Annotated in this window: 19 protein-coding genes; 5 read left to right on the top strand and 14 right to left on the bottom strand. The window is 61.4% G+C overall.

Annotated elements, in window-relative coordinates; all coding sequences use genetic code 11:
• Positions 1-1,324 (bottom strand): peptidase M8 (locus NW806_RS06400; RefSeq protein ID WP_414410442.1); only part of this gene is annotated, 1,324 nt, incomplete at its 3' end.
• 172 nt (positions 1,325-1,496) lie between these two features.
• Here NW806_RS06400 and NW806_RS06395 point away from each other — a divergent pair.
• Positions 1,497-2,765 (top strand): class I SAM-dependent methyltransferase, encoded by a 1,269-nt coding sequence (locus tag NW806_RS06395; protein ID WP_414410441.1) that lies wholly within the window; start codon positions 1,497-1,499, stop codon positions 2,763-2,765.
• A gap of 128 nt (positions 2,766-2,893) precedes the next feature.
• Here the strand turns inward: NW806_RS06395 and NW806_RS06390 are convergent, their stop codons facing one another.
• The 13 genes from NW806_RS06390 to rpmJ all read right to left on the bottom strand — a co-directional run bounded on the left by NW806_RS06390 (position 2,894) and on the right by rpmJ (position 12,338).
• Positions 2,894-3,334, bottom strand: a complete 441-nt coding sequence (locus NW806_RS06390) for an Hsp20/alpha crystallin family protein (RefSeq protein WP_414410440.1) — start codon at positions 3,332-3,334, stop codon at positions 2,894-2,896.
• Between the two features lie 166 nt (positions 3,335-3,500).
• Positions 3,501-3,794 carry a PepSY domain-containing protein gene (locus NW806_RS06385; RefSeq protein ID WP_414395878.1) on the bottom strand — a complete coding sequence of 98 codons (294 nt, stop codon included), beginning with the start codon at positions 3,792-3,794 and terminating at the stop codon, positions 3,501-3,503.
• A gap of 68 nt (positions 3,795-3,862) precedes the next feature.
• Complete coding sequence (gene acnB, locus NW806_RS06380; RefSeq protein WP_414410447.1) at positions 3,863-6,496, bottom strand: bifunctional aconitate hydratase 2/2-methylisocitrate dehydratase; 2,634 nt, start codon at positions 6,494-6,496, stop codon at positions 3,863-3,865.
• A gap of 61 nt (positions 6,497-6,557) precedes the next feature.
• On the bottom strand, positions 6,558-7,640 hold the full coding sequence (gene prfA, locus NW806_RS06375) for a peptide chain release factor 1 (protein ID WP_414395876.1): 1,083 nt from the start codon (positions 7,638-7,640) through the stop codon (positions 6,558-6,560).
• Between the two features lie 53 nt (positions 7,641-7,693).
• A complete protein-coding gene (gene rpmE, locus NW806_RS06370) occupies positions 7,694-7,918 on the bottom strand; it encodes a 50S ribosomal protein L31 (RefSeq protein ID WP_414395874.1) in 225 nt (74 codons plus the stop codon).
• A gap of 78 nt (positions 7,919-7,996) precedes the next feature.
• Positions 7,997-8,410, bottom strand: coding sequence for a 30S ribosomal protein S9 (gene rpsI / locus NW806_RS06365; protein WP_414405850.1), 414 nt, complete (start codon positions 8,408-8,410; stop codon positions 7,997-7,999).
• The gene (gene rplM / locus NW806_RS06360) at positions 8,407-8,862 is read right to left on the bottom strand and encodes a 50S ribosomal protein L13 (protein ID WP_414410439.1); all 456 of its coding nucleotides are present in this window, start codon (positions 8,860-8,862) and stop codon (positions 8,407-8,409) included. The genes rpsI and rplM overlap by 4 nt, the downstream gene beginning before the upstream one ends.
• A 5-nt stretch (positions 8,863-8,867) precedes the next feature.
• Complete coding sequence (truA, locus tag NW806_RS06355; RefSeq protein WP_414410438.1) at positions 8,868-9,713, bottom strand: tRNA pseudouridine(38-40) synthase TruA; 846 nt, start codon at positions 9,711-9,713, stop codon at positions 8,868-8,870.
• A gap of 5 nt (positions 9,714-9,718) precedes the next feature.
• A complete protein-coding gene (gene rplQ, locus NW806_RS06350) occupies positions 9,719-10,069 on the bottom strand; it encodes a 50S ribosomal protein L17 (RefSeq protein ID WP_414395870.1) in 351 nt (116 codons plus the stop codon).
• A 66-nt stretch (positions 10,070-10,135) separates the two neighbouring features.
• Positions 10,136-11,128, bottom strand: a complete 993-nt coding sequence (locus tag NW806_RS06345; RefSeq protein WP_414410446.1) for a DNA-directed RNA polymerase subunit alpha — start codon at positions 11,126-11,128, stop codon at positions 10,136-10,138.
• Positions 11,129-11,243: 115 nt separating this feature from the next.
• Positions 11,244-11,630, bottom strand: coding sequence for a 30S ribosomal protein S11 (gene rpsK / locus NW806_RS06340; protein ID WP_414395869.1), 387 nt, complete (start codon positions 11,628-11,630; stop codon positions 11,244-11,246).
• A 58-nt stretch (positions 11,631-11,688) separates the two neighbouring features.
• Positions 11,689-12,072, bottom strand: a complete 384-nt coding sequence (rpsM, locus tag NW806_RS06335; protein WP_414395867.1) for a 30S ribosomal protein S13 — start codon at positions 12,070-12,072, stop codon at positions 11,689-11,691.
• A 149-nt stretch (positions 12,073-12,221) separates the two neighbouring features.
• A complete protein-coding gene (gene rpmJ / locus NW806_RS06330) occupies positions 12,222-12,338 on the bottom strand; it encodes a 50S ribosomal protein L36 (RefSeq protein WP_414395865.1) in 117 nt (38 codons plus the stop codon).
• A gap of 130 nt (positions 12,339-12,468) precedes the next feature.
• On the opposite strand from rpmJ, the gene NW806_RS06325 reads away from it, so the two are divergent.
• The 4 genes from NW806_RS06325 to NW806_RS06310 all read left to right on the top strand — a co-directional run bounded on the left by NW806_RS06325 (position 12,469) and on the right by NW806_RS06310 (position 18,341).
• Complete coding sequence (locus NW806_RS06325) at positions 12,469-14,373, top strand: carboxypeptidase regulatory-like domain-containing protein (RefSeq protein WP_414410437.1); 1,905 nt, start codon at positions 12,469-12,471, stop codon at positions 14,371-14,373.
• A 60-nt stretch (positions 14,374-14,433) separates the two neighbouring features.
• On the top strand, positions 14,434-15,489 hold the full coding sequence (locus NW806_RS06320; protein WP_414410436.1) for a carboxypeptidase-like regulatory domain-containing protein: 1,056 nt from the start codon (positions 14,434-14,436) through the stop codon (positions 15,487-15,489).
• Positions 15,490-15,567: 78 nt separating this feature from the next.
• Positions 15,568-17,181, top strand: coding sequence for a phospholipid carrier-dependent glycosyltransferase (locus NW806_RS06315; RefSeq protein ID WP_414410435.1), 1,614 nt, complete (start codon positions 15,568-15,570; stop codon positions 17,179-17,181).
• Positions 17,182-17,288: 107 nt separating this feature from the next.
• Positions 17,289-18,341 carry a Gfo/Idh/MocA family oxidoreductase gene (locus NW806_RS06310; RefSeq protein WP_414410434.1) on the top strand — a complete coding sequence of 351 codons (1,053 nt, stop codon included), beginning with the start codon at positions 17,289-17,291 and terminating at the stop codon, positions 18,339-18,341.
• Positions 18,342-18,355 lie beyond the last annotated feature (14 nt).

Here is an 18,355-nt window from a genome sequence, read left to right as displayed (position 1 = left end):
ACCCCAAGTCCTGCATGGCTGCAGCCGTAATACGACTAAGAGCAGGGCGTGCAGGTGGCGGTGGCAGCACCGGCGTCATCAGCTCCAACCCTAGGGTTTGCCGCCAGTGACCTTCGGGAGGTCGCTCAACCTCCACCGGCACATTCCCAGATCCGCCCAGGCTGTTGTACTCAGCAGTGGCCTGCCGGCCAGCAAAGCGCGGGTTAGAGGTGCCGCTGTTGAGGAGAAGAGGACGCCAGTTGGGGACGGTGCCAAACCCCAGAGCATGGCCCAGCTCGTGCAGGACAACGTCAAAGAGGGATCTCTGCTCCTCTAGCCGATTCAAATCCGCTGGGTCGATCCCCATCCTGGCATAGGGGATGATGCCGATCCCAGGCCGAGGAGGGCCGCAGGGGCCTGCCTGAGCCAGAACTCTACTCGGACCATCGCTATCGGGGCCGGAGAGAAGCCGAGCGCCAGTTACCTGAACCAAGAGGTCATCCACAGGCCGGTTAACCAGAGGAGTCGGGGGGAAGCCAGCTCCGCAGGAGCCAGCCTGCAGAGTTAGGGTGACGTCGGGCAAGTCGCCGGTGATGATCTGTTCCCACCGCCGGGCTGCCCGAAGCACAACCTCTCGCTGGGAGGGGCTGAGGCTGTTGTCGATAAACTCAATCTCGATGTTAAACCCACCAGGAGACGGAGATGGCGAGGCGGTTGGCGTTGGTGGAGGAGGTGAGGGCGTTGGCGTTGGTGGAACTGGCAAGGGGGTTGGTGTCGATGGATCTTCCGGTGGGGGGGGTGGTGTCGGCGAAGGGGAGGCGGTTGGAAGCCCTGTGGGCGGAACAAATCCCGGCCCTGGCAGTCTGGCTGCCTGTTCAGGCGTCAGGTTGAGGGGAGGTTGCAGCCGCAAAACGGTGTTGACGAAGGTGTTGATGCGGTTGGCATCGCGGGTCTGCAAAGTGGCAATGGCAAACAAAATAGCCGCATCCCGAATGGTGCCTGGTGTGCCGTCCCCATCAAAGTCAGAAATGGCCACAGGGTTGGGGTTGGCGGTGGTCACCTCGGCCAAAGTGAGGGGGGGCTGTAGCCTCAAGACGTTGTTGACAAAGCTAACAATCTGGCTGGGCTGGGTGATCCCGTTGGCTATGGCAAAGGCAATGGCGGCATCGCGGATGGTTACCGATTGCGGGTTGCCGTCGTAGTAAGCAGCAACGCCTCCTTCTGGGGCGGGCGATGAAGTCTCTGGGCGACTGAGGAGGCTGGGCCCGCTAGCCAGCCCACAAGCAGCCAGAATTCCAAGGAGAAAAGTTGCCATTAACCAAAACAGCCGCTTTCGGGGGCTCATCGAAGGATCCCTCTTCCCGACTCTCCTGAATTCTAGGTTAGGTAGTTACAAAACGCCCCACCACTATACCATCCTCAGGCTTTTCTGGATTTGCCTCAGTCTTTTGCTTGCTGTGCAGTACGATAGGATACGTGCTAAGAGTGTTGGGATACCTGAAAGCAGGGAGATCACCATGGCAAAGACCGCTGTGTCTAACCCCGTCCAGGCGCAGTTTGACGAGTTTCCCTACCCAAATGTGCCAATTGAGCAGACGGTTACCGACAACTTTGCTTTGTTTGCCAACAGCGTCACGACGGCCAGGTACCTAAGGGATCGCAAGGTGGTATCCCCAGAAGGCAAGGTGATCCTCAATGCCGGCTGCGGCTCCGGTTGGGAAACCTTAGTTGTGGCAACAGCCAACCCCGGCGCCCGCTATGTGGGAGTAGATATTTCCCCAGAGTCTATCAAGATAGCGGAGCAGCGTTTCAAGTTCCACAAGATCGAGAACGCCCGCTTTCATGTTATGGACATTACCGACATGAGCGCGCTGGGGGAGGAGTTTGATTTTATTGCCTGCAACGACGTTCTCTACCTCCTGGACGACCCAGTTGCCGGTTTGAAAGGCATGCGGCAGGTGCTCAAGCCCGATGGGATCATCCGCACCAATGTTCACAGCCTTTACCAGCGTCAGTTTATCTTCAACATGCAGGAGGCCATGGAGCTGCTGGGGGTGATGGATGAGCCGGCAGCTAAAGCGGTGCCCCTGCTGCGGGAGATGATGGAAGCGCTCACAGACGCCAGCTTTGTCAAAAGCCACTGGCAAGGAGATGCCATCAAAACCACAGCGGGTATCCTGGCCAATTTCCTGCTGCGCAGCGACAAGGGCTTTACGGTGCCCCAAGTGTTTGAGATGTTGAGGCAGGCCGGTCTTGAGTTTATCAGCATGGTGAATTGGCAGCAGTGGAAGCTGGAGAGGGTCTTGACTAAGCCAGTGCCCTACTCGATGCGGCAACTCAATAAGTTAAGCGAGGAGCAAAAACTTCACTTCATCGAGCTGATTTTCCCCAACATGACCCGCTTGATTGATTTTTGGTGCGGGCACCCCGGCATTCCCAAGCCCGAGCCGTTTACAAACGACGAATGGTGGAACGGCACCGTACAAGCCCACCCCCTTTTGGTGAGGTTGGATGCCAAGCAGGCTTTTCTCAACGCCATTCGCGACAACGGCCCTGTCAACATCAACGGCTGGCCGGGAGCTGAGGGGAACATTACCATCGATCCTTTCTCGGTGCGCTGGCTGGTGGATGTCTTCGGCCCTTTGCCGGTGCCGGTGCAATCGCTGGTTCACAAAACCATGGAGATCATGGACTGGACCCAGGAAGAAGCGTTTAGTCAAGTGTTGGCCAACCTGAAGTTTTTGGAAGAACGCCTGGTCATCCTCCTGAATTCTCCGCTGCGTTGACATACTCCCCTACGGCTATAGCTTGCTTCTGCTAGGCAGTCGCTGGGGAATCTTTGTTCAACGCAAAAAAGGGCAGGCATACCACCTGCCTTTGGCGGATAACCTTAGGGCAGCCTTAGCTCCCCGCCTTAGGAGACAACACTCACCTTGACCACTTGGGCTTTTTCAGAGTCGGCCTTCGGCAAGGTGAGGGTGAGGATCCCGTTTTTGTATTCCGCCTTCACCTGGTCGTGCTTAATCCGGCTGGGCAGCGGGATCACCCGTTGGAAGCGCCCGTAGCGGAACTCGCTGCGGGTTACGCCTCTGTCCTCGGAGCGTTTCTCAAAGCGCCGCTCGCCGCTGATGGAGACTGCCTCCGCTGTCGCTTGGATATCCAGATCTTGGGGGTTCAGGCCGGGCAGCTCCAGCCTCAGGGTAATGGTCTCCGGATCGTCGTGCATTTCCACCGCCGGCACGAAGGCAAACGCCTCGGTCTCCGTAGGACGAGCCATCAGCCGGTCGAACATCCGGTTCATTTCCCGTTGAATTTCGTCAATTTCCCGAAAGGGATCCCAGCGAACAAGGGCCATATCCACCCACCTCCTGAGGAGATTTTGGTTGATTTTCTTTAAGCTTTGCCTCGGAGACTTTAGCATAGCCTCCGTACATCAGCTTAAGCCGTCTGGCCCAATCAAGGTGTAGAGTTTTCTAGAAATCTGTTGGGGTATTTCCCCTACGAAAAGCAAGCAAAAGCCCTTAGGGCTCTGAACGCCGATAGGGGCGGTGGGAGCTTGTTTGCAACCACAGGCTCAGGCCAGTAGCTACCATAACCAACAGACCCAGTCCGTTTAAGAACGGGTAAACCCCCTGCAGATCGAGGGGGCCCCACTGCCCTTTGTGGATTTGGATGAGCCAGGAGTAGTCGAAGTTTCCGGTGAGGCGGGCCATTTGATAGAGGGATCCCGTTACCACCGTTACCAGCAAGGGCAAGGCCACGATAGGGGCCAGGGCACGGTGGATGCGGCGGAGGATTCTTTGACTAAGGGCCATTAGGCTTGCTCCCAGGTAAGCGCCACCATCCTGCCATGGTAGCAGGCTCGACGCCTTTGCCCCTCTGCTCAAGACTGGATCCCCACCGCCTCTTCCAGCTTGGGCATTTGCTCTCTGGGGATGACCCGTCCCTCGTCCTCAAAGCCAGGGATCTCGTGGAAGTTGAGGTAGCGGTACACTTCGCCGGCAAAGGGCTGGATCTTGGTGGTAACGATCTGCCGGTATTCCTCCACCGTTGGGATCCGCCCCAAGAGGGCGCAGACAGCAGCCAGCTCGGCGGATCCCAGATAGACCCGCGCACCTCTGCCCATGCGGTTGTCAAAGTTGCGGGTGGAGGTGGACATGACGGTGGCTCCATCGGCCACGCGAGCCTGGTTGCCCATGCACAGGCTGCAGCCAGGCATCTCTGTTCTCGCTCCAGCAGCGGCAAAGATGCTGTACACCCCTTCAGCGCGCAGTTGCGCCTCGTCCATGCGCGTGGGGGGACAGATCCACAGTTGGCGCACCTTAACCCGCCCCTGGCCTTCCAAGATCTTGGCAGCGGCGCGGTAGTGGCCAATGTTGGTCATGCAGGAGCCAATGAACACCTCGTCAATGTGGATGGGCGTATCGGGGTTGCCGGCCGCGTGCTGGGCGTGGACTTCGCTCAGGGTCATTACTTTATCGGGATCGTTGGGGGCACAGACAATTGGCTCGGTGATGGTGCTGAGATCAATCTCGATGACGGCGGCGTATTCGGCGTCGGGATCCGCTTCCAGCAGGGTGGGATTGGCCAGCCAGGCCTCCATCTTGGCAATGCGCCGCAGCAGGGTGCGAGCGTCCTGATAGCCGCGGGCAATCATGTTTTTCAGCAGCACCACGTTGGAGCGCAGGTACTCGGCAACGCTCTCAACGCTTAGCTTAATGGTGCAGGCGGCGCAGTTGCGTTCTGCCGAGGCGTCGGTAAACTCGAAGGCTTGCTCCACCTTCAGATTGGGCAGGCCCTCGATTTCCATAATTCGCCCAGCAAAGACGTTTTTCTTGCCCTGCTTCTCGACGGTAAGCAGCCCCCGCTGGATGGCCACGTAGGGAATGGCGTGAACAAGGTCCCGCAGAGTAATCCCAGGCTGCAATTCCCCCTTAAAGCGCACCAGCACCGACTCCGGCATGTTGAGGGGCATCACCCCCATGGCCGCGGCAAAGGCCACCAGACCCGATCCAGCCGGGAAGGAGATGCCCAGAGGAAAGCGGGTGTGGGAGTCGCCCCCCGTGCCGACGGTATCGGGCAGGAGCATGCGGTTGAGCCAGGAGTGGATGATGCCATCGCCCGGCCGCAGGACAACCCCTCCCCGCGAGGCAAAGAAGTCGGGCAGCTCCTTGTGGATTTGGATGTCCACCGGCTTGGGATAGGCGGCGGTGTGGCAGAAGCTCTGCAGCACCAGGTCGGCGCTAAAGCCCAGACAGGCCAGCTCCTTGAGCTCGTCGCGGGTCATGGGGCCAGTGGTGTCCTGGGATCCCACGGTGGTCATCAGGGGCTCGCAACTCGTGCCAGGGCGCACCCCTGGTAGCCCACAGGCTTTGCCCACGATTTTCTGGGCCAGGGTATAGCCTTTGCCCGTGTCGGGGGGCGGGGTGGGGCGGATAAAGAGAGGAGAAGGATCCAGCCCCAGGGCCTGGCGGGTTTTGTCGGTGAGGGCCCGGCCAATCAAAAGGGGGATGCGGCCCCCGGCCCGCACCTCGTCCGGCAAGGTTACAGGCTGCAGGGAAAAGCTGGCGAGAATTTCGCCCGTCTGGGAGCGGATCACGCCCTCGTAGGGATAGATCGTGACCACCATGCCCGTCTCCAATGGGGAGACATCGCACTGGATGGGCAGAGCGCCCGCATCCTCGGCGGTGTTGAAGAAAATCGGTGCAATCGTGCCCCCCAGGATAACGCCCCCGGCCCGCTTGTTGGGCACATAGGGAATGTCGTGGCCAATGTGCCAAAGGAGGGAGTTGAGGGCAGACTTGCGGGAGGATCCCGTGCCCACCACATCCCCCACAAAGGCCACCGGATGGCCGCGGCGCTTGAGCTCAGCAATGGCAGCTATGGCCCCCGGTGCCCGCGACTCCAACATGCTCTGGGCGTGAAGGGGGATGTCTGGGCGGGTGGTGGCGTGGGCGGCAGGGGAGAGGTCGTCGGTGTTGATTTCGCCGGCAACCTTGAACACCGTGACGGTGATGGCCTCAGCTAGAGGCGGCTTGGCAGTAAACCACTCCCCAGCGGCCCAGGATTCCAGCACCTGCCGCGCATAGACGTTGCCGGCCTGGCTCAGCTCCAGTACGTCGTGAAAGGCATCGAAGACCAGCAGCGTGTGGCTGAGGGCGCGGGCCGCCGCCGCCGCGATCTCCTGCCGCCTATCCTGCAGCAGCTCCAGCAGTACCTGGACGTTGTAGCCCCCCAACATCGTGCCCAGGAGCTCCACTGCCCGCAAGGGAGGAATGAGGGGGGAGCGCACCTCCTCCTTGGCCAGGGCGGCCAAAAAGCCGGCCTTCACATAGGCTGCCTCGTCCACCCCCGGCGGGACGCGCTCCGTGAGGAGGTGCAACAGAAAAGCCTCCTCTCCAGGCGGGGGATCCTTAAGCAGCTCGCACACCTGGCTGGTCTGGGCGGCATTCAAGGGCAGTGGCGGGATCCCTTGCGCCGCACGGGCGGCAGCGTGTTGGCGGTACTCAGCCAGCATGAGGATTCCTTGGGTCACTGACGCAGGCATTATTCTACCGCCAGAAAGAACCCAGCCCTCCTCAAGAGAGCTCCGCCAACAGCTCCTTTTGGTATAGGCCAATACAAGCTTGGATTAACTCGTCCAGCTCCCCTTCCAAAATTGGCTCGAGCGGGAAATTTTGGTTGAGGCGGTGGTCGGTAACCCGATTGTCCTTGTAGTTGTAGGTGCGAATTTTTTCTGAACGGGCTCCTGTTCCTACCTGCATGCGGCGGGCGGAGCTAATGGAGGCCTGCTGCTCGCGCAGCTTCATCTCGTAGAGCTTGGCCCGCAAAATCTGCATGGCCCGCTGCCGGTTTTGCAGCTGGGAGCGCTCCTCGGTGCAGAAGACCCGGATCCCAGTGGGCTTGTGGAAGAGATCCACCGCCGTTTCCACCTTGTTCACGTTTTGTCCCCCTGCCCCGCCGGAACGCGCTGTTCTAATCTCGATATCTTTGGGATCAATGACCACCTCCACCTCGTCCGCTTCTGGCATTACCGCTACCGTGGCCGTCGAAGTGTGGATGCGCCCCTGGGCTTCCGTGATGGGTACCCGCTGGACCCGGTGCACACCGGCCTCGAACTTGAGCTTGCTATAGACTTGATCGCCGCGGATTTCCAGGATGGCCTCTTTGTAGCCGCCCATGTCGCCCTCAGAGAGGCTGACCAAGCGCACTGACCAGCCCATCTTCTCGGCATAGCGAGTGTACATGCGGGCTAGATCAGCTGCCCACAGGGCTGCTTCCTCTCCCCCAGTGCCGGCGCGGATCTCCAACATGATGTTCTTTTCGTCGTTGGGATCCCGGGGCAGCAGCAGCAGGGTAAGCTTTTCCTCCAGTTGCTCCTGACGGGCGCGCAGCTGCTCCAGCTCCGCCCTCACCATTGCCTCCAGCTCCGGGTCAGAGGCCGCCTCGCGCAAAAGCTCCTCCGTCTGCTTGAGGTCGCGAGTTAGCTTTTGCCAGTCATGGAAGGCCTGCACCGTTGCTTCCAGGGAGGAGCGGGCCTTGGCGATTCGCTGCAGCTCCGCAGGGTCTGTCGCCACCTCGGGATCGGCCAGGCGCACCGTCAGCTCCTGGAAGGTAGCTTCGACATTTTTGAGCTGCTCGATGAGTTGAGCAGAAGCCATAGGTCTAAGTCAGCAAGGAACCCAAGCCGTCCTGAGCAAGGCAAGGGAAAGCTCTACTGGGCTTTCTTGCCACTGCTCATGCCGTACTTGCGCATGAACTTCTCCACTCGCCCTTCGGTGTCGATGATCTTTTGGGTGCCGGTGAAGAAGGGGTGGTTGCCAGACCACACTTCAACCCTGAGCTCTGGCTTGGTGGATCCCACCGTCATGACCACCTCGCCGTTGCAGATGACTTTGGCCTCGGGGTACCACTGGGGGTGAATGCCTTTCTTGGGCATGAGAGCCTCCTCCCTGGGTGGATATAAGCCTGTAATAAATGTCTATCAACCCAATACCTACCGCCGCAATGCCGGCCCTTACCGCTTCGAGTACTGAGTAGCCTTGCGGGCTTTGCGCAAGCCGTACTTCTTGCGCTCCACAGCGCGAGGATCGCGGGTGAGGTAGCCCTCGGCCTTGAGGGGGCCGCGGTTGGAGGGATCCAGCTGGCAGAGGGCGCGGGCTACCCCCAGCTTGATGGCATCGGCCTGGCCGTGGAGGCCGCCCCCATGGGCTCGCACCAAGATGTCGTAGGAGTCCTCTAGGCCAAGGAGCTCCAGCGGCGCCTTGACGCTGGCCAGGAACGCCGCCTGGTACTGCAGGTACTCCTCGCCAGGCCGGTCGTTGATGATGATCTTGCCCGTGCCAGGAACCAGGCGCACGCGAGCAATGGCAGTTTTGCGGCGCCCAGTTCCCCAGTAGACGGCTCGCGGGTTGCTGGCTGTCTGGGTCATGCTTGGGCTCCTGGGATCGTGTGGATGGGATAGACCTGTGGCTGCTGGGCCTGGTGGGGGTGGTGGGGGCCGGCGTACACTTTCAGCTTGGTAAATTGCCGCCGCCCTAGGCGGGTGTGGGGCAACATCCCCTTCACCGCCTTCTCGATCACCCGCTCTGGCAGGCGGGCTTGCAGTTGGGCAAAGGTCTCCACCTTCATCCCGCCGGGACGGCCAGAGTGGCGGCGGTAGAGCTTTTGGGTGCGCTTTTTGCCGGTAACCACCACTTTCTCAGCGTTGATGACGATCACGTAGTCCCCCGTATCCAGGTGGGGGGTGAAGTTGGGCTTGTGCTTGCCGCGCAAGAGGTTGGCCACCACTACCGCTAGGCGGCCAAGGCGCTGGCCAGCCGCATCAATTACGTACCAGCGCGGGGCTAAGGTGGAAGGGGTAGGAAGGGGAGTCTTGTTCATGGCAGCTAGGAGAGAGAAGGGACAAGAGAAAGAACACCTGCCGGCCAAGAAAGGGATCCCCAGAAGGGCAGAGACTGCGGAAAGCGTTGGCCAAAGGGATCCCTAGCATAGCCCACATCCAACAGGCACAGGCCCTGTGGAGGGGCGCTGTAGCGGGTGCGCATCTGGCTCCAGTCGTTGTGTTGCCAGAGGTGGACAAATTGCTGGGGGCTGAGCTCGCCCCGGCCCACCACCTCGAGAGACCCCACCAGCAGCCGCATCATCCGGTAGAGGAAGCCGCTGGCCTGCACTTCGATGCTGATGAGATCCCCTACTCGTTGGCAGAGCACCTCCTCCACCCGCACCCACGAGTGCGGTCGATCGGATCCCCGCCGGCGGAAGGCTTCCAGGTTGTGCTCCCCCAAAAGGGAGCGCAGCGCCTCGGCCATTGGCTCCACCTGCAAAGGCGAGCGCACTTGCCAGCTAAAGGGCCGCCAGAACACATCTGGCCGCTCGCGATTGAGAATGAGGTAGCGGTAGCGGCGCCACCTGGCGGAAAAGCGGGCATGCCAGTCCTCGGCCACAGGCGCTGAAGCCAGTACCACTATATCTTCCGGTAGGCAGTCGTTGAGCACCCGTGCCCACTCCGTGGGCGGAATGCCGCAGGTGGTGTCGAAGTGAGCTACTTGGCCAGCCGCATGTACCCCGGTGTCGGTGCGCCCTGCTCCGTAGAGGGTAACGGGGTGCCCGGCCCGCGAGGCAATGGCCTCCTCTAGTACCCCTTGTACGGTGCGGTGGCCCGCTTGCCGTTGCCAGCCGCGAAAGTCCCTGCCCAGGTACTGAATCTTTAGGGCAATGCGACGGCTTTGCATGAAGCCTACACCAACTCGATGACGGCCATTTCTGCCCCATCGCCCCGCCGGCGCACGGTGCGCAAGATGCGGGTGTAGCCTCCCGCTCGATCTCGGTAGCGCTCGGGCGCCTGCTCAAACAAGGATCGCACTAGATCCTTGTCGTAGATGTAGGCCAGTGCCTGCCGCCGCGCTGCCAGGGAGCCATCCTTGGCTAGGGTAATCATCTTCTCGGCTGTGGCCCGAACAGCTTTGGCGCGGGCTTTGGTGGTAACAATTCGCCCTTCCCGTAGCAAGGCCGTGGTCAGGGCCCGCAGCAGAGCCTTGCGTTGGTCAGCAGGCTTGTTGAGATGAGGAGTACGACGGCGGTGACGCATGGTAGCCTCTGCTTTTTGTCCTCGAGTTTCAGGCAGCTTGGGGTTTTGAGCCCCACCCTGGGCAGGCTAGGTCCTGCTCCTTTCGCGGGGCAGCGTCAGGCCAAAGCGGTTTTTCAAAGCTTGCACCACCTCTTCGGCGGATTTCTGGCCAAAGTTTTTGATCTCCAGCAAATCTTCCTCGGTATGGAGCAGCAGATCCGCCAGGGTGTGGATCTGGGCTCGCTTGAGGCAGTTGTAGGCCCGCACCGAGAGCTGCAGCTCCTCGATGGGGATTTGGTTTTTCTGGGTGTCCTCCGCTGGCTGGGGGGCTGCTGGGGTGTCAAAGCTAACCTCCTGCAGCGGCGAGAACAGACCTACCAAAATGCGAGCTGCTTGGCTAAGCGCTTCCTGGGGAGTAAGGCTGCCGTTGGTCCAGATCTCCAGAACTAGGCGATCTTTTTCCAAAGACTGCCCCACCCGGGCTGGCTCGACGGTGTAGTTGACCTTGCGCACCGGCATGAAGACGGAGTCAATTTGGAGAAAGTCAATGGCCATGGATTTGCTGTCGGCGTAATCGACGGCGCGATAGCCCCGTCCACGGCCAATCATGAACTCCATCTCCAGGATGGCTCCCTCCGCCAGCGTGGCAATGTGGTGACGGGGGTTGATCACCTCTACGCCGCTGGGCAGCTGCAGCTTTTCAGCGGTCACTTCCCCCGGCCCCTGCGCTACTAGGCGGCCCACCTGCGGCTCAGGAGAGCTGGAGCGCAGAACCAGCTCCTTCATGTTGAGCAGGATCTCCATCACGTCTTCCCGCACCCCGGGCACGGTGGAAAACTCGTGGCTTACCCCGGCAATGCGCACGGCCGTCACTGCCGTGCCTTCGAGGTTGGAAAGCAGCACCCGGCGCAAGGCGTTGCCTACCGTGATCCCCTGACCGCGCTCCAGCGGCCCCAGGGCAAATTTGCCATAGTAAGCCCCATTGGCTTCCTGATGGGATTCGAGGCACTCAGTCTGATAGGGAGCAGCACTGGCTGCTGCTTTGCTGGTTGAATGGTGGAGGGTTCGGCTGGTTGGCATCATGGCGTAGCCCTGTCTGTCTGGCTAGCTATGCGTTGGAGAAGGTAGTCCCCCTCTGGTGCTAGGGGGCTAGGATTCTAAAAACAAGCTCTTGGCTTCCCTAAAAGTCGGGATCCTAGACGCGCCGCCGCTTAGGGGGCCGGCAGCCGTTGTGGGGAATGGGAGTGATGTCACGAATGAGGGTGATTTCTAGGCCTGCCGCCTGGAGAGCTCGAATGGCTGTCTCTCGACCGGCTCCGGGACCGCTGACCATGACCTCAATCTGCCGCATGCCGTTCTCCATGGCTTGCCGCGCTGCGCTCTCTGCTGCCACCTGGGCGGCAAAGGGAGTACCCTTCTTGGCACCTTTGAATCCGGTAGAACCTGCCGAAGCCCAACACACGACGTTGCCGTTGGGATCGGTAATGGTGACGATGGTGTTGTTAAAGGTGGACTGGATGTAGGCCACGCCGTTGGGGATATTTTTCTTGACCTTGCGTCCGCGCCGTTGCTGCTGAGCCATGACCTCTGCGTCCTTGTTGACTTAAAGTAAGGTGTACGGAGATTGGGGGGAACAGGACTTACTTCTTGGCTGGCGGTTTCTTCTTGCCAGCTACCGTTTTCCTAACTCCTTTGCGGGTGCGGGCGTTGGTGCGGGTGCGCTGGCCACGCACGGGCAACCGCAGGCGGTGACGCCGACCTCGGTAGGTGCCGATGTCAATGAGGCGCTTGATGTTCATCGCCTCCTGACGGCGCAGATCCCCCTCCACTTGGTACTCGTTTTCCACCACAGCCCTTAGGGCGGCTATCTCCGCGTCGGTGAGGTCGCGGGTGCGGGTATCGGGGTTGATGCCCGTTTTGGCCAGAATTTGGCGGGAGCGGGTTAGCCCAATGCCGTAGATGTAAGTGAGGGCAATCTCAATTCGCTTGTCTCGGGGGATGTCAACGCCCGCAATTCGTGCCATGGTTAGGGGTACCTTTCCAACAAACTCAAGTAAACTGGCTTCCTAAAGTTGAGTTATTGCAGTCGGGAAGTGCTTTGCCAAAGGCATGGCTTAGGCTGCACCAACTGCCCCTTGTTTCCAGCGCTGCCTCACTCCTCCGTCCCCTGCTTTTACCCTTGCCGCTGTTTGTGCTTTGGGTTGGCAGGACAAATGACCATCACCCGGCCACGGCGGCGAATGACTCGGCACTTTTCGCAGATTCGTCGGACGGAGGGCCGCACCTTCATGGCTATCCTGCCAAAACCAGCGAATATCCATTCTAAGGTCACCGGGACAAGCTGTCAAAAATCGTTTGGGCTTTCTCAGTGGGTTGGCTATGCTGGTTGGGCAGAGGAGCAGAGCAGGGCTGGGGATCAAATGCGCTGGCAGTGGCTGATTGTGGTGAGCGGCCTGCTAGGTCTGGGATCCACGGTTTGGGCCCAGGAGATGCCGGTGGCCTCTCAAGACGCTGCCAGCCCCCTGAGGGCGGAGAAGTTATTACCACTCCCCAGCTCGGCGGATCGCATTGACGGCGTGCCGGAGCGGGGCTGGCTGGCGGTGGGGCTGCTGGAAGCCCAGGCGGTAATGCTGCTGGATGGGTCGAGCGGGGATCCCCTGTGGCAAGTGGCGGTGGGTTTTGCCCCCAGCGTGGTGCGGGTGGATGCGCCACGGCAGGTGGTCTATGCCTCTGGCCTCGAGGCTCCTGGGGTGGTGGCCCTCGATCTGCCAACTGGGGAGCTGCTCCGGACTTATGAACTGCCGGCAGGAGTCTTGGATATGGCTGTGGATCCTGCCAGGGGACGGGTTTTTGCCTCCCTGCCCGCCGCCCAAAGCTTGGCGGTGATCCATTGGGGGGAAGCGGAGCAGCCTCAGGCTCGCCACTTGCCGCTGCCCGGCCCCCCTTTGGCTTTGGCCTATGACGCCCGGCAGGGAGTGCTATTTGTGGGCCTGGGTGGCGGGGATCCCCTCAGTGTGCTGGTGGTCAACCCCGACAATGGCGAGCTGCTGGCCCGCTGGCGCGGCGGTCATACTCCAGAGGCGATGGCTCTGGATGCCCAGCGGCAACGCCTGGTGGTGCTCAACTCGGGTAGCCAAGAGCTGACCGTGCTGGATCTAAGCCGCAGCGGCAAGCTCCTGCAGCGAGTTGGCCTAGATTGGCGGCCGACGCGGCTGGCCCTTTCCCCCGATGGGCGCTGGGCCTACGTGAGTGCCCGCAGCAGCGACCGCCTGCAAATTGTGGATCTAGAGGCGGGGCGACTGGTTACCTCCCTACGGCTGGAGGGACAGCCGACAGGCTTGGCGATGCTGGGCGATGGGGATCTGTGGGTGGTGGCGGCAGGGATCCCAGCTCTGCGCCGTCTAGAAGCGCAAGTGGGCAAGAGCAAGACGGAGGCCCGCCAGGAGGAGCTTCCCTCTGCAGGCCAGCGCGGTGTGGTGACGGGACGGGTGCTGGATATTGCCGGCCAGCCTGTCCAGACTGGGGTTGTCCGCCTTGCTGCCACCGCCACCCAACCCCAACAGACAGTTCCCATTGCCGCCGACGGCACCTATGTCTTGCCAGAGCTGCCGGCGGGGCTGTACCTGGTGGATGTGGAGGTGCCAGGGTTTCCCCCCACTAGCACCCAGGTGGAGGTGCGGGCTGGTTTTGTGTCCACCCAAAACATTCGCCTGCCGCCAGGGCAGCCGGCCCACCAGCCGGAGGGCATTGGCCTGTTGCCGGATGAGCCGGTTTACTCGGATGAGCTGGCCCGGCACCTCAGCGTTGCCCTTCAGGAGCTGCAGCCACAGCGGCCCGTGATCCTCCTAAAGGGACCGCTAGGGCCAGATCCCCGCTTTGAGCCGCTCCTGCCACTTGTCCAGGGCCTAACCTTGTTGGATCGGGATGAGCGCTACACCGCCGACTTGGCCAAGCTGAAGGCCATCGGCGACGCCCTCGGCTTGCGCTACATTCTCCTAACCCACCTGCAAATCTCGCGGGATTACAACCGACAGGGCAGCCCGCTGCTGAATATGGCCCTGCGCTTGCTGGCGCCGGCAATCCCGGTGGAGATCCCCAACTTTACCCCTAACCAGCTGCGCAGCCGTGGTGTGGTGGTGGTGGTGGACTTGCAGAAGGATCGGCCAGGGGATCGGGCTCGCTACTACGAGGCCTATGGGCGGGATGACGTGGGCGGGGAGCCGCTGTTTGAAGATGCGGCGGCGGGCCTGTTTCGGCTGCAGGTGCGCAACATGGTGCCCCTCTTTATCCAGCAATGGCAGGCCAATAACCCCTTTGCTGGGTAAACTACCCCACGGCTAAATCTGGGGGCTGCCGCGCCGCCTCCTTCAGTGAGGAGCTTGCCTGTGGAGAACCCCCTGCAATTGGCGGACGTCGTCATGGCTGTTCTCGTTTTCCTTTTCTCGCTGCAGCGCAGGATTGGCCGGGGCGGCCTGGCGCTTGGCAGTTGGCTAGCCCTGGCTGCGGAAGTCTCGGCCCAGGCTCTGGCCACCCCCCCTCTCCCTCTGACGGCGTTGTTTCCCCACCGGGATCAGGCGGAATCCCAGGCGCGTCTGGTGGGGCAGGTGAGCAACAGCCTGGGGCAGCCGGTGGCCGGGGCGCAGGTGCACTTAGAGGGCTTGGAGAACCTCGCTCAGCCCATCCAAACGGACGAGCAGGGCGCCTTCGAGCTCAACCAAGCTCCGGCTGGGCGCCGGCTGCTGACGGTGTGGCACCCCGATTACGAAAAGGCAGAGCAGGAGATCCTGCTGCAGGCAGGCCTGACCACCCCTGTGGAGGTGGTTTTGCAGGTGCCCCTCCGGCCCCAGCCGCGGCGTCGCCTTGGCATTTTGGGGGTGGGAGGGCTGGACCATACCCGGCTTTTGAGCCAGCGCCTGGCCATAGAGGTGGTGCGCCTGGGTCTGATCCCCAACACCGAGAAGGTGGTGCCCCTGGACAACCGCCGCCTGCAGCCGATCCTGCGCCAGGTGGGCTGGCCCATCTACGAGCTGTTTGAGTGGGATCGCCGCAAGCCAGAAGCGGTGAGCCGGTTTTTCGACTACCTAGGCCTGGAGGCCATTGTCATCGCCCGCGTCGATGTCCTCACCCGCCCGACTTCGCCCACTGAGGTAAGCCTGCGCTCCCGCAGCCGCCTGGAGCTGTGGAGATTTGACGAGCAGGGCAACCTCGTGGCGGAGGTTCTGGCGGAGGCCAGCCGCAACCAGGTGGAACGGGGCAACCTCAACGCCGACGACCTGGCCCAGCTCTACCAAATCCAGGTCACGCAAATGGCCGCCGAAATCGGATCCCGCTGGAAAAAGAACCACCCGCTGGCCTCTTACCTAGAGCTGGCCCCAGGCGAGGCCCCAGTGCCACCTTCGCGCCTGGATACAGCCGTGGAGCTGGTCATTCCCACCTCCTAAGGGCTTTAAGTAGGGACTGGCATAGCAACGGCGGCAGGTTAAAGTAGCACTGAGGATCCCTGCTGACGTCTCCTGCCCATGGCTTCACCCCACCAACCCGCAAGGCCGGAAGGGGATAAGCCCCTCCTTGCTGCCTCTGACCCTGAAGGGGTAGCCACTGGCAACTTGCCTCCAGAGGCAGCAACTGCCGCTCTGGCTGCAATTGGGTCCGCAGGAGAGCGCCGCTGGCTGCTGGGGGGAGCGCTTGGGATCTTTCTGATGAGCCTGGGGCTGCGCCTATGGCGACTGGCCGAGTTGCCGGCGCCGGTGTTCGACGAGGTGTATTTCCCTCAGTTTGCCCAAAATTACCTCGACGGGAAGCCCTTCTACGACGTACATCCGCCCCTGGGGAAGTACTTCATCGCTCTCAGCATCCAACTCTTTGGCCGCAACGAGTGGGGCTTTCGCCTAGCTACCGCCTTGTGCGGGTCCTTGATTCCGCTTTTGCTGGCTGGCTTGGCCTATCGCCTCACCTACCACGTGGGCTTTGCGCTCCTAAGTGGGGCTCTGCTGCTCACGGACGGGGTGTTTCTGGTGGAGTCCCGCTTTGGCCTGATTAACGTGTACTTGGTTGCCTTTGGCCTGGCGGCCTTGATTTTGCTCCTAAGCGGGCTGGAACGCCGCGGTTGGCAGCGGACTCTTCACCTCACCGGCTCCGGCATCCTCCTGGGGGCGGCGGCTTCTGTGAAGTGGAATGGCCTCTGGTTTGCTTTCATGTTTGCCCTCCTGGGGATCCTGGTCTGGGGGGTGGTCTGGCTGCGCCCGCAGTGGCTCCCAAGGCTGGGGATCTTGAGCCAGATCCGCCGCCTGCGCTGGTGGCACTATGCCTTTTGCTTTGCCCTTGCGCCGCTGGCCTTTTATGCCCTTCAGTGGATCCCACACCTGCAGCTCAACCCGCAGCAGGGGCTGACGCTGGATTGGAGCTGGACTGGGATCCAGAACTACTTTCGCTCTCTAGTGCTCATCAATCAGGCGGTTTACAGCGGGCACCTGCATGCTGATCTTGTGGTCGATGAGAACACCCCCGTTCACCCCTATTGCTCCACCAGCTTGCGCTCCCTGGTGGCCTGGTTCCCAGCGCTACGACCTTGGCTGACCACCCCCTTGGCCTCGGCGGGGGCCTGGTCTTGGCCAATTATGGGCCGCCCGGTGGGCTACTACTTCAGCAGTCAGGGCAACCTGTGGCGAGCAGTCCATGGCCTGGGCAATCCCTGGCTGTGGTGGCTGGGGACAGGCTCGATCCTGGTGCTGGTCTGGCGCGGGATCCGCCGCTTCCACGGCCTGGAAGCCTTTATCTTAATCGGCTACGCGGCCAACTACCTGCCCTGGTTCCTCGTCAGCCGCTGCGTCTTCATCTACCACTACATGAGTGCTCTGGCATTCAGCACCCTGGCCCTGGCCTGGCTGGTGCTGCTGGGCTGGCGGCACTACCGTCGCTTCTGGCGGCGGGTGAGCTGGATGGCGGTGAGCTTGGTTTTGGCGTCTTTTCTCTTCTTCTTCCCTGTTTGGTTTGGCCTTCCCCTCAGGCCAGACCAGTTTTATGCGCGCATGTGGTTCCGCCCCACCCCGACACCGCTCTTCTGCTTTAGCCCCCAGGCCTGCGAGCGAGCACCCCTACGCCTGCCGCCTGTTCCTGGCTTGAACTGGATTTGAGGGGGGCATGGTAAGCTTTGGGCAGTTTGTCTAGGAGAAGCTGGGCTTCCTTGCCGGAAGGCGGGGTGTGGTTTGTTAAGCGCTTGTGGTGGAGGTAGTGGTAACCTATGGCTCGATCCTGCCCGCGTCCTGCCAACTCTCCCCGCCGTTACCCTGGCCAGCCGGTTCCTGTCGGCGTCATCGGGGTCGGCAACATGGGCCAGCACCATGCTCGCGTCTTTAGCCTGATGAAGGACGTGCAAGTGGTGGGCGTGGCCGACATCAACGTGGAGCGGGGCCTGGATGTAGCCAGCCGCTATCGAGTCCACTTCTACGAAGACTACCGGGAGCTGCTGCCCCACGTGGCCGCCGTGGCCATCGCCGTTCCCACCGTTCTTCACCACGAGGTGGGTATGGCCTGCCTGGAGGCGGGGGTACACGTGCTCATTGAAAAGCCCATTGCCGCCAGTATTGCCGAGGCAGAATCCCTGGTCAACCGCGCCGCCGACTGCAATTGCATTCTGCAGGTAGGACACATCGAGCGCTTCAGCCCCGTCTTTCAAAGGCTGGGGCAAGTTTTGCAGCGCGAAGAGCCGCTGGCTTTTGAGGCCCACCGACTCAGCCCCTATTCCGACCGGGCCAGCGACGTGTCGGTGGTGTTTGACCTGATGATCCACGACATCGACCTGTTGCTGGAGCTGATCCCTTCCCCTGTAACCCAGATTACTGCTAGCGGCAACCGCGCCTCCAACTTAGGCTACCTCGACTACGTCACAGCCACCCTCACCTTTGCCAACGGCGCCATCGCCACCCTCACTGCCAGCAAGGTTACCCACCGCAAGGTGCGCACCATCGCCGTCCACTGCAAAAATGCCCTCGTGGAAGCCGATTTTCTCCACAACGAGATCTCGATTTACCGCCAGGGAGGCGGCAGTAGCCACGACTACGGCCAGGCGCCCTACCCGCGGGAGGGCCTTATCGAGAAGGTTTATATCGAACCTATTGATAAGCTGCATGCCGAGCTAGAGCATTTCATCAACTGTGTGCGGGGCGGCAGCCAGCCTTCGGTGGGCGGGGAGCAGGCCCTAAAGGCCCTAAAGCTGGCCTCGGAGGTGGAGCGGATTGCTCTGGACGGCTGTGCCTGGCGCGAAGCCAAGCCTCGCTGCAGTTTCTTGCCGTAGCTCCCTAGGGGAGG

The organism is Synechococcus sp. W65.1, from assembly GCF_047461615.1.
Lineage (GTDB): Bacteria > Cyanobacteriota > Cyanobacteriia > Thermostichales > Thermostichaceae > Thermostichus.
The sequence above is the reverse complement of the archived record's forward strand: the minus strand, read 5'-3'. Positions and strand labels throughout refer to the sequence as shown.

Bases quoted from the DNA above. Each gene is read 5' to 3' on its own strand.
- NW806_RS06395 (WP_414410441.1), top strand. From the start codon at position 1,497: ATGGCAAAGACCGCTGTGTCTAACCCCGTCCAGGCGCAGTTTGACGAG.
- NW806_RS06390 (WP_414410440.1), bottom strand. From the start codon at position 3,334: ATGGCCCTTGTTCGCTGGGATCCCTTTCGGGAAATTGACGAAATTCAA.
- NW806_RS06385 (WP_414395878.1), bottom strand. From the start codon at position 3,794: ATGGCCCTTAGTCAAAGAATCCTCCGCCGCATCCACCGTGCCCTGGCC.
- acnB (WP_414410447.1), bottom strand. From the start codon at position 6,496: ATGCTGGCTGAGTACCGCCAACACGCTGCCGCCCGTGCGGCGCAAGGG.
- prfA (WP_414395876.1), bottom strand. From the start codon at position 7,640: ATGGCTTCTGCTCAACTCATCGAGCAGCTCAAAAATGTCGAAGCTACC.
- rpmE (WP_414395874.1), bottom strand. From the start codon at position 7,918: ATGCCCAAGAAAGGCATTCACCCCCAGTGGTACCCCGAGGCCAAAGTC.
- rpsI (WP_414405850.1), bottom strand. From the start codon at position 8,410: ATGACCCAGACAGCCAGCAACCCGCGAGCCGTCTACTGGGGAACTGGG.
- rplM (WP_414410439.1), bottom strand. From the start codon at position 8,862: ATGAACAAGACTCCCCTTCCTACCCCTTCCACCTTAGCCCCGCGCTGG.
- truA (WP_414410438.1), bottom strand. From the start codon at position 9,713: ATGCAAAGCCGTCGCATTGCCCTAAAGATTCAGTACCTGGGCAGGGAC.
- rplQ (WP_414395870.1), bottom strand. From the start codon at position 10,069: ATGCGTCACCGCCGTCGTACTCCTCATCTCAACAAGCCTGCTGACCAA.
- NW806_RS06345 (WP_414410446.1), bottom strand. From the start codon at position 11,128: ATGCCAACCAGCCGAACCCTCCACCATTCAACCAGCAAAGCAGCAGCC.
- rpsK (WP_414395869.1), bottom strand. From the start codon at position 11,630: ATGGCTCAGCAGCAACGGCGCGGACGCAAGGTCAAGAAAAATATCCCC.
- rpsM (WP_414395867.1), bottom strand. From the start codon at position 12,072: ATGGCACGAATTGCGGGCGTTGACATCCCCCGAGACAAGCGAATTGAG.
- rpmJ (WP_414395865.1), bottom strand. From the start codon at position 12,338: ATGAAGGTGCGGCCCTCCGTCCGACGAATCTGCGAAAAGTGCCGAGTC.
- NW806_RS06325 (WP_414410437.1), top strand. From the start codon at position 12,469: ATGCGCTGGCAGTGGCTGATTGTGGTGAGCGGCCTGCTAGGTCTGGGA.
- NW806_RS06315 (WP_414410435.1), top strand. From the start codon at position 15,568: ATGGCTTCACCCCACCAACCCGCAAGGCCGGAAGGGGATAAGCCCCTC.
- NW806_RS06310 (WP_414410434.1), top strand. From the start codon at position 17,289: ATGGCTCGATCCTGCCCGCGTCCTGCCAACTCTCCCCGCCGTTACCCT.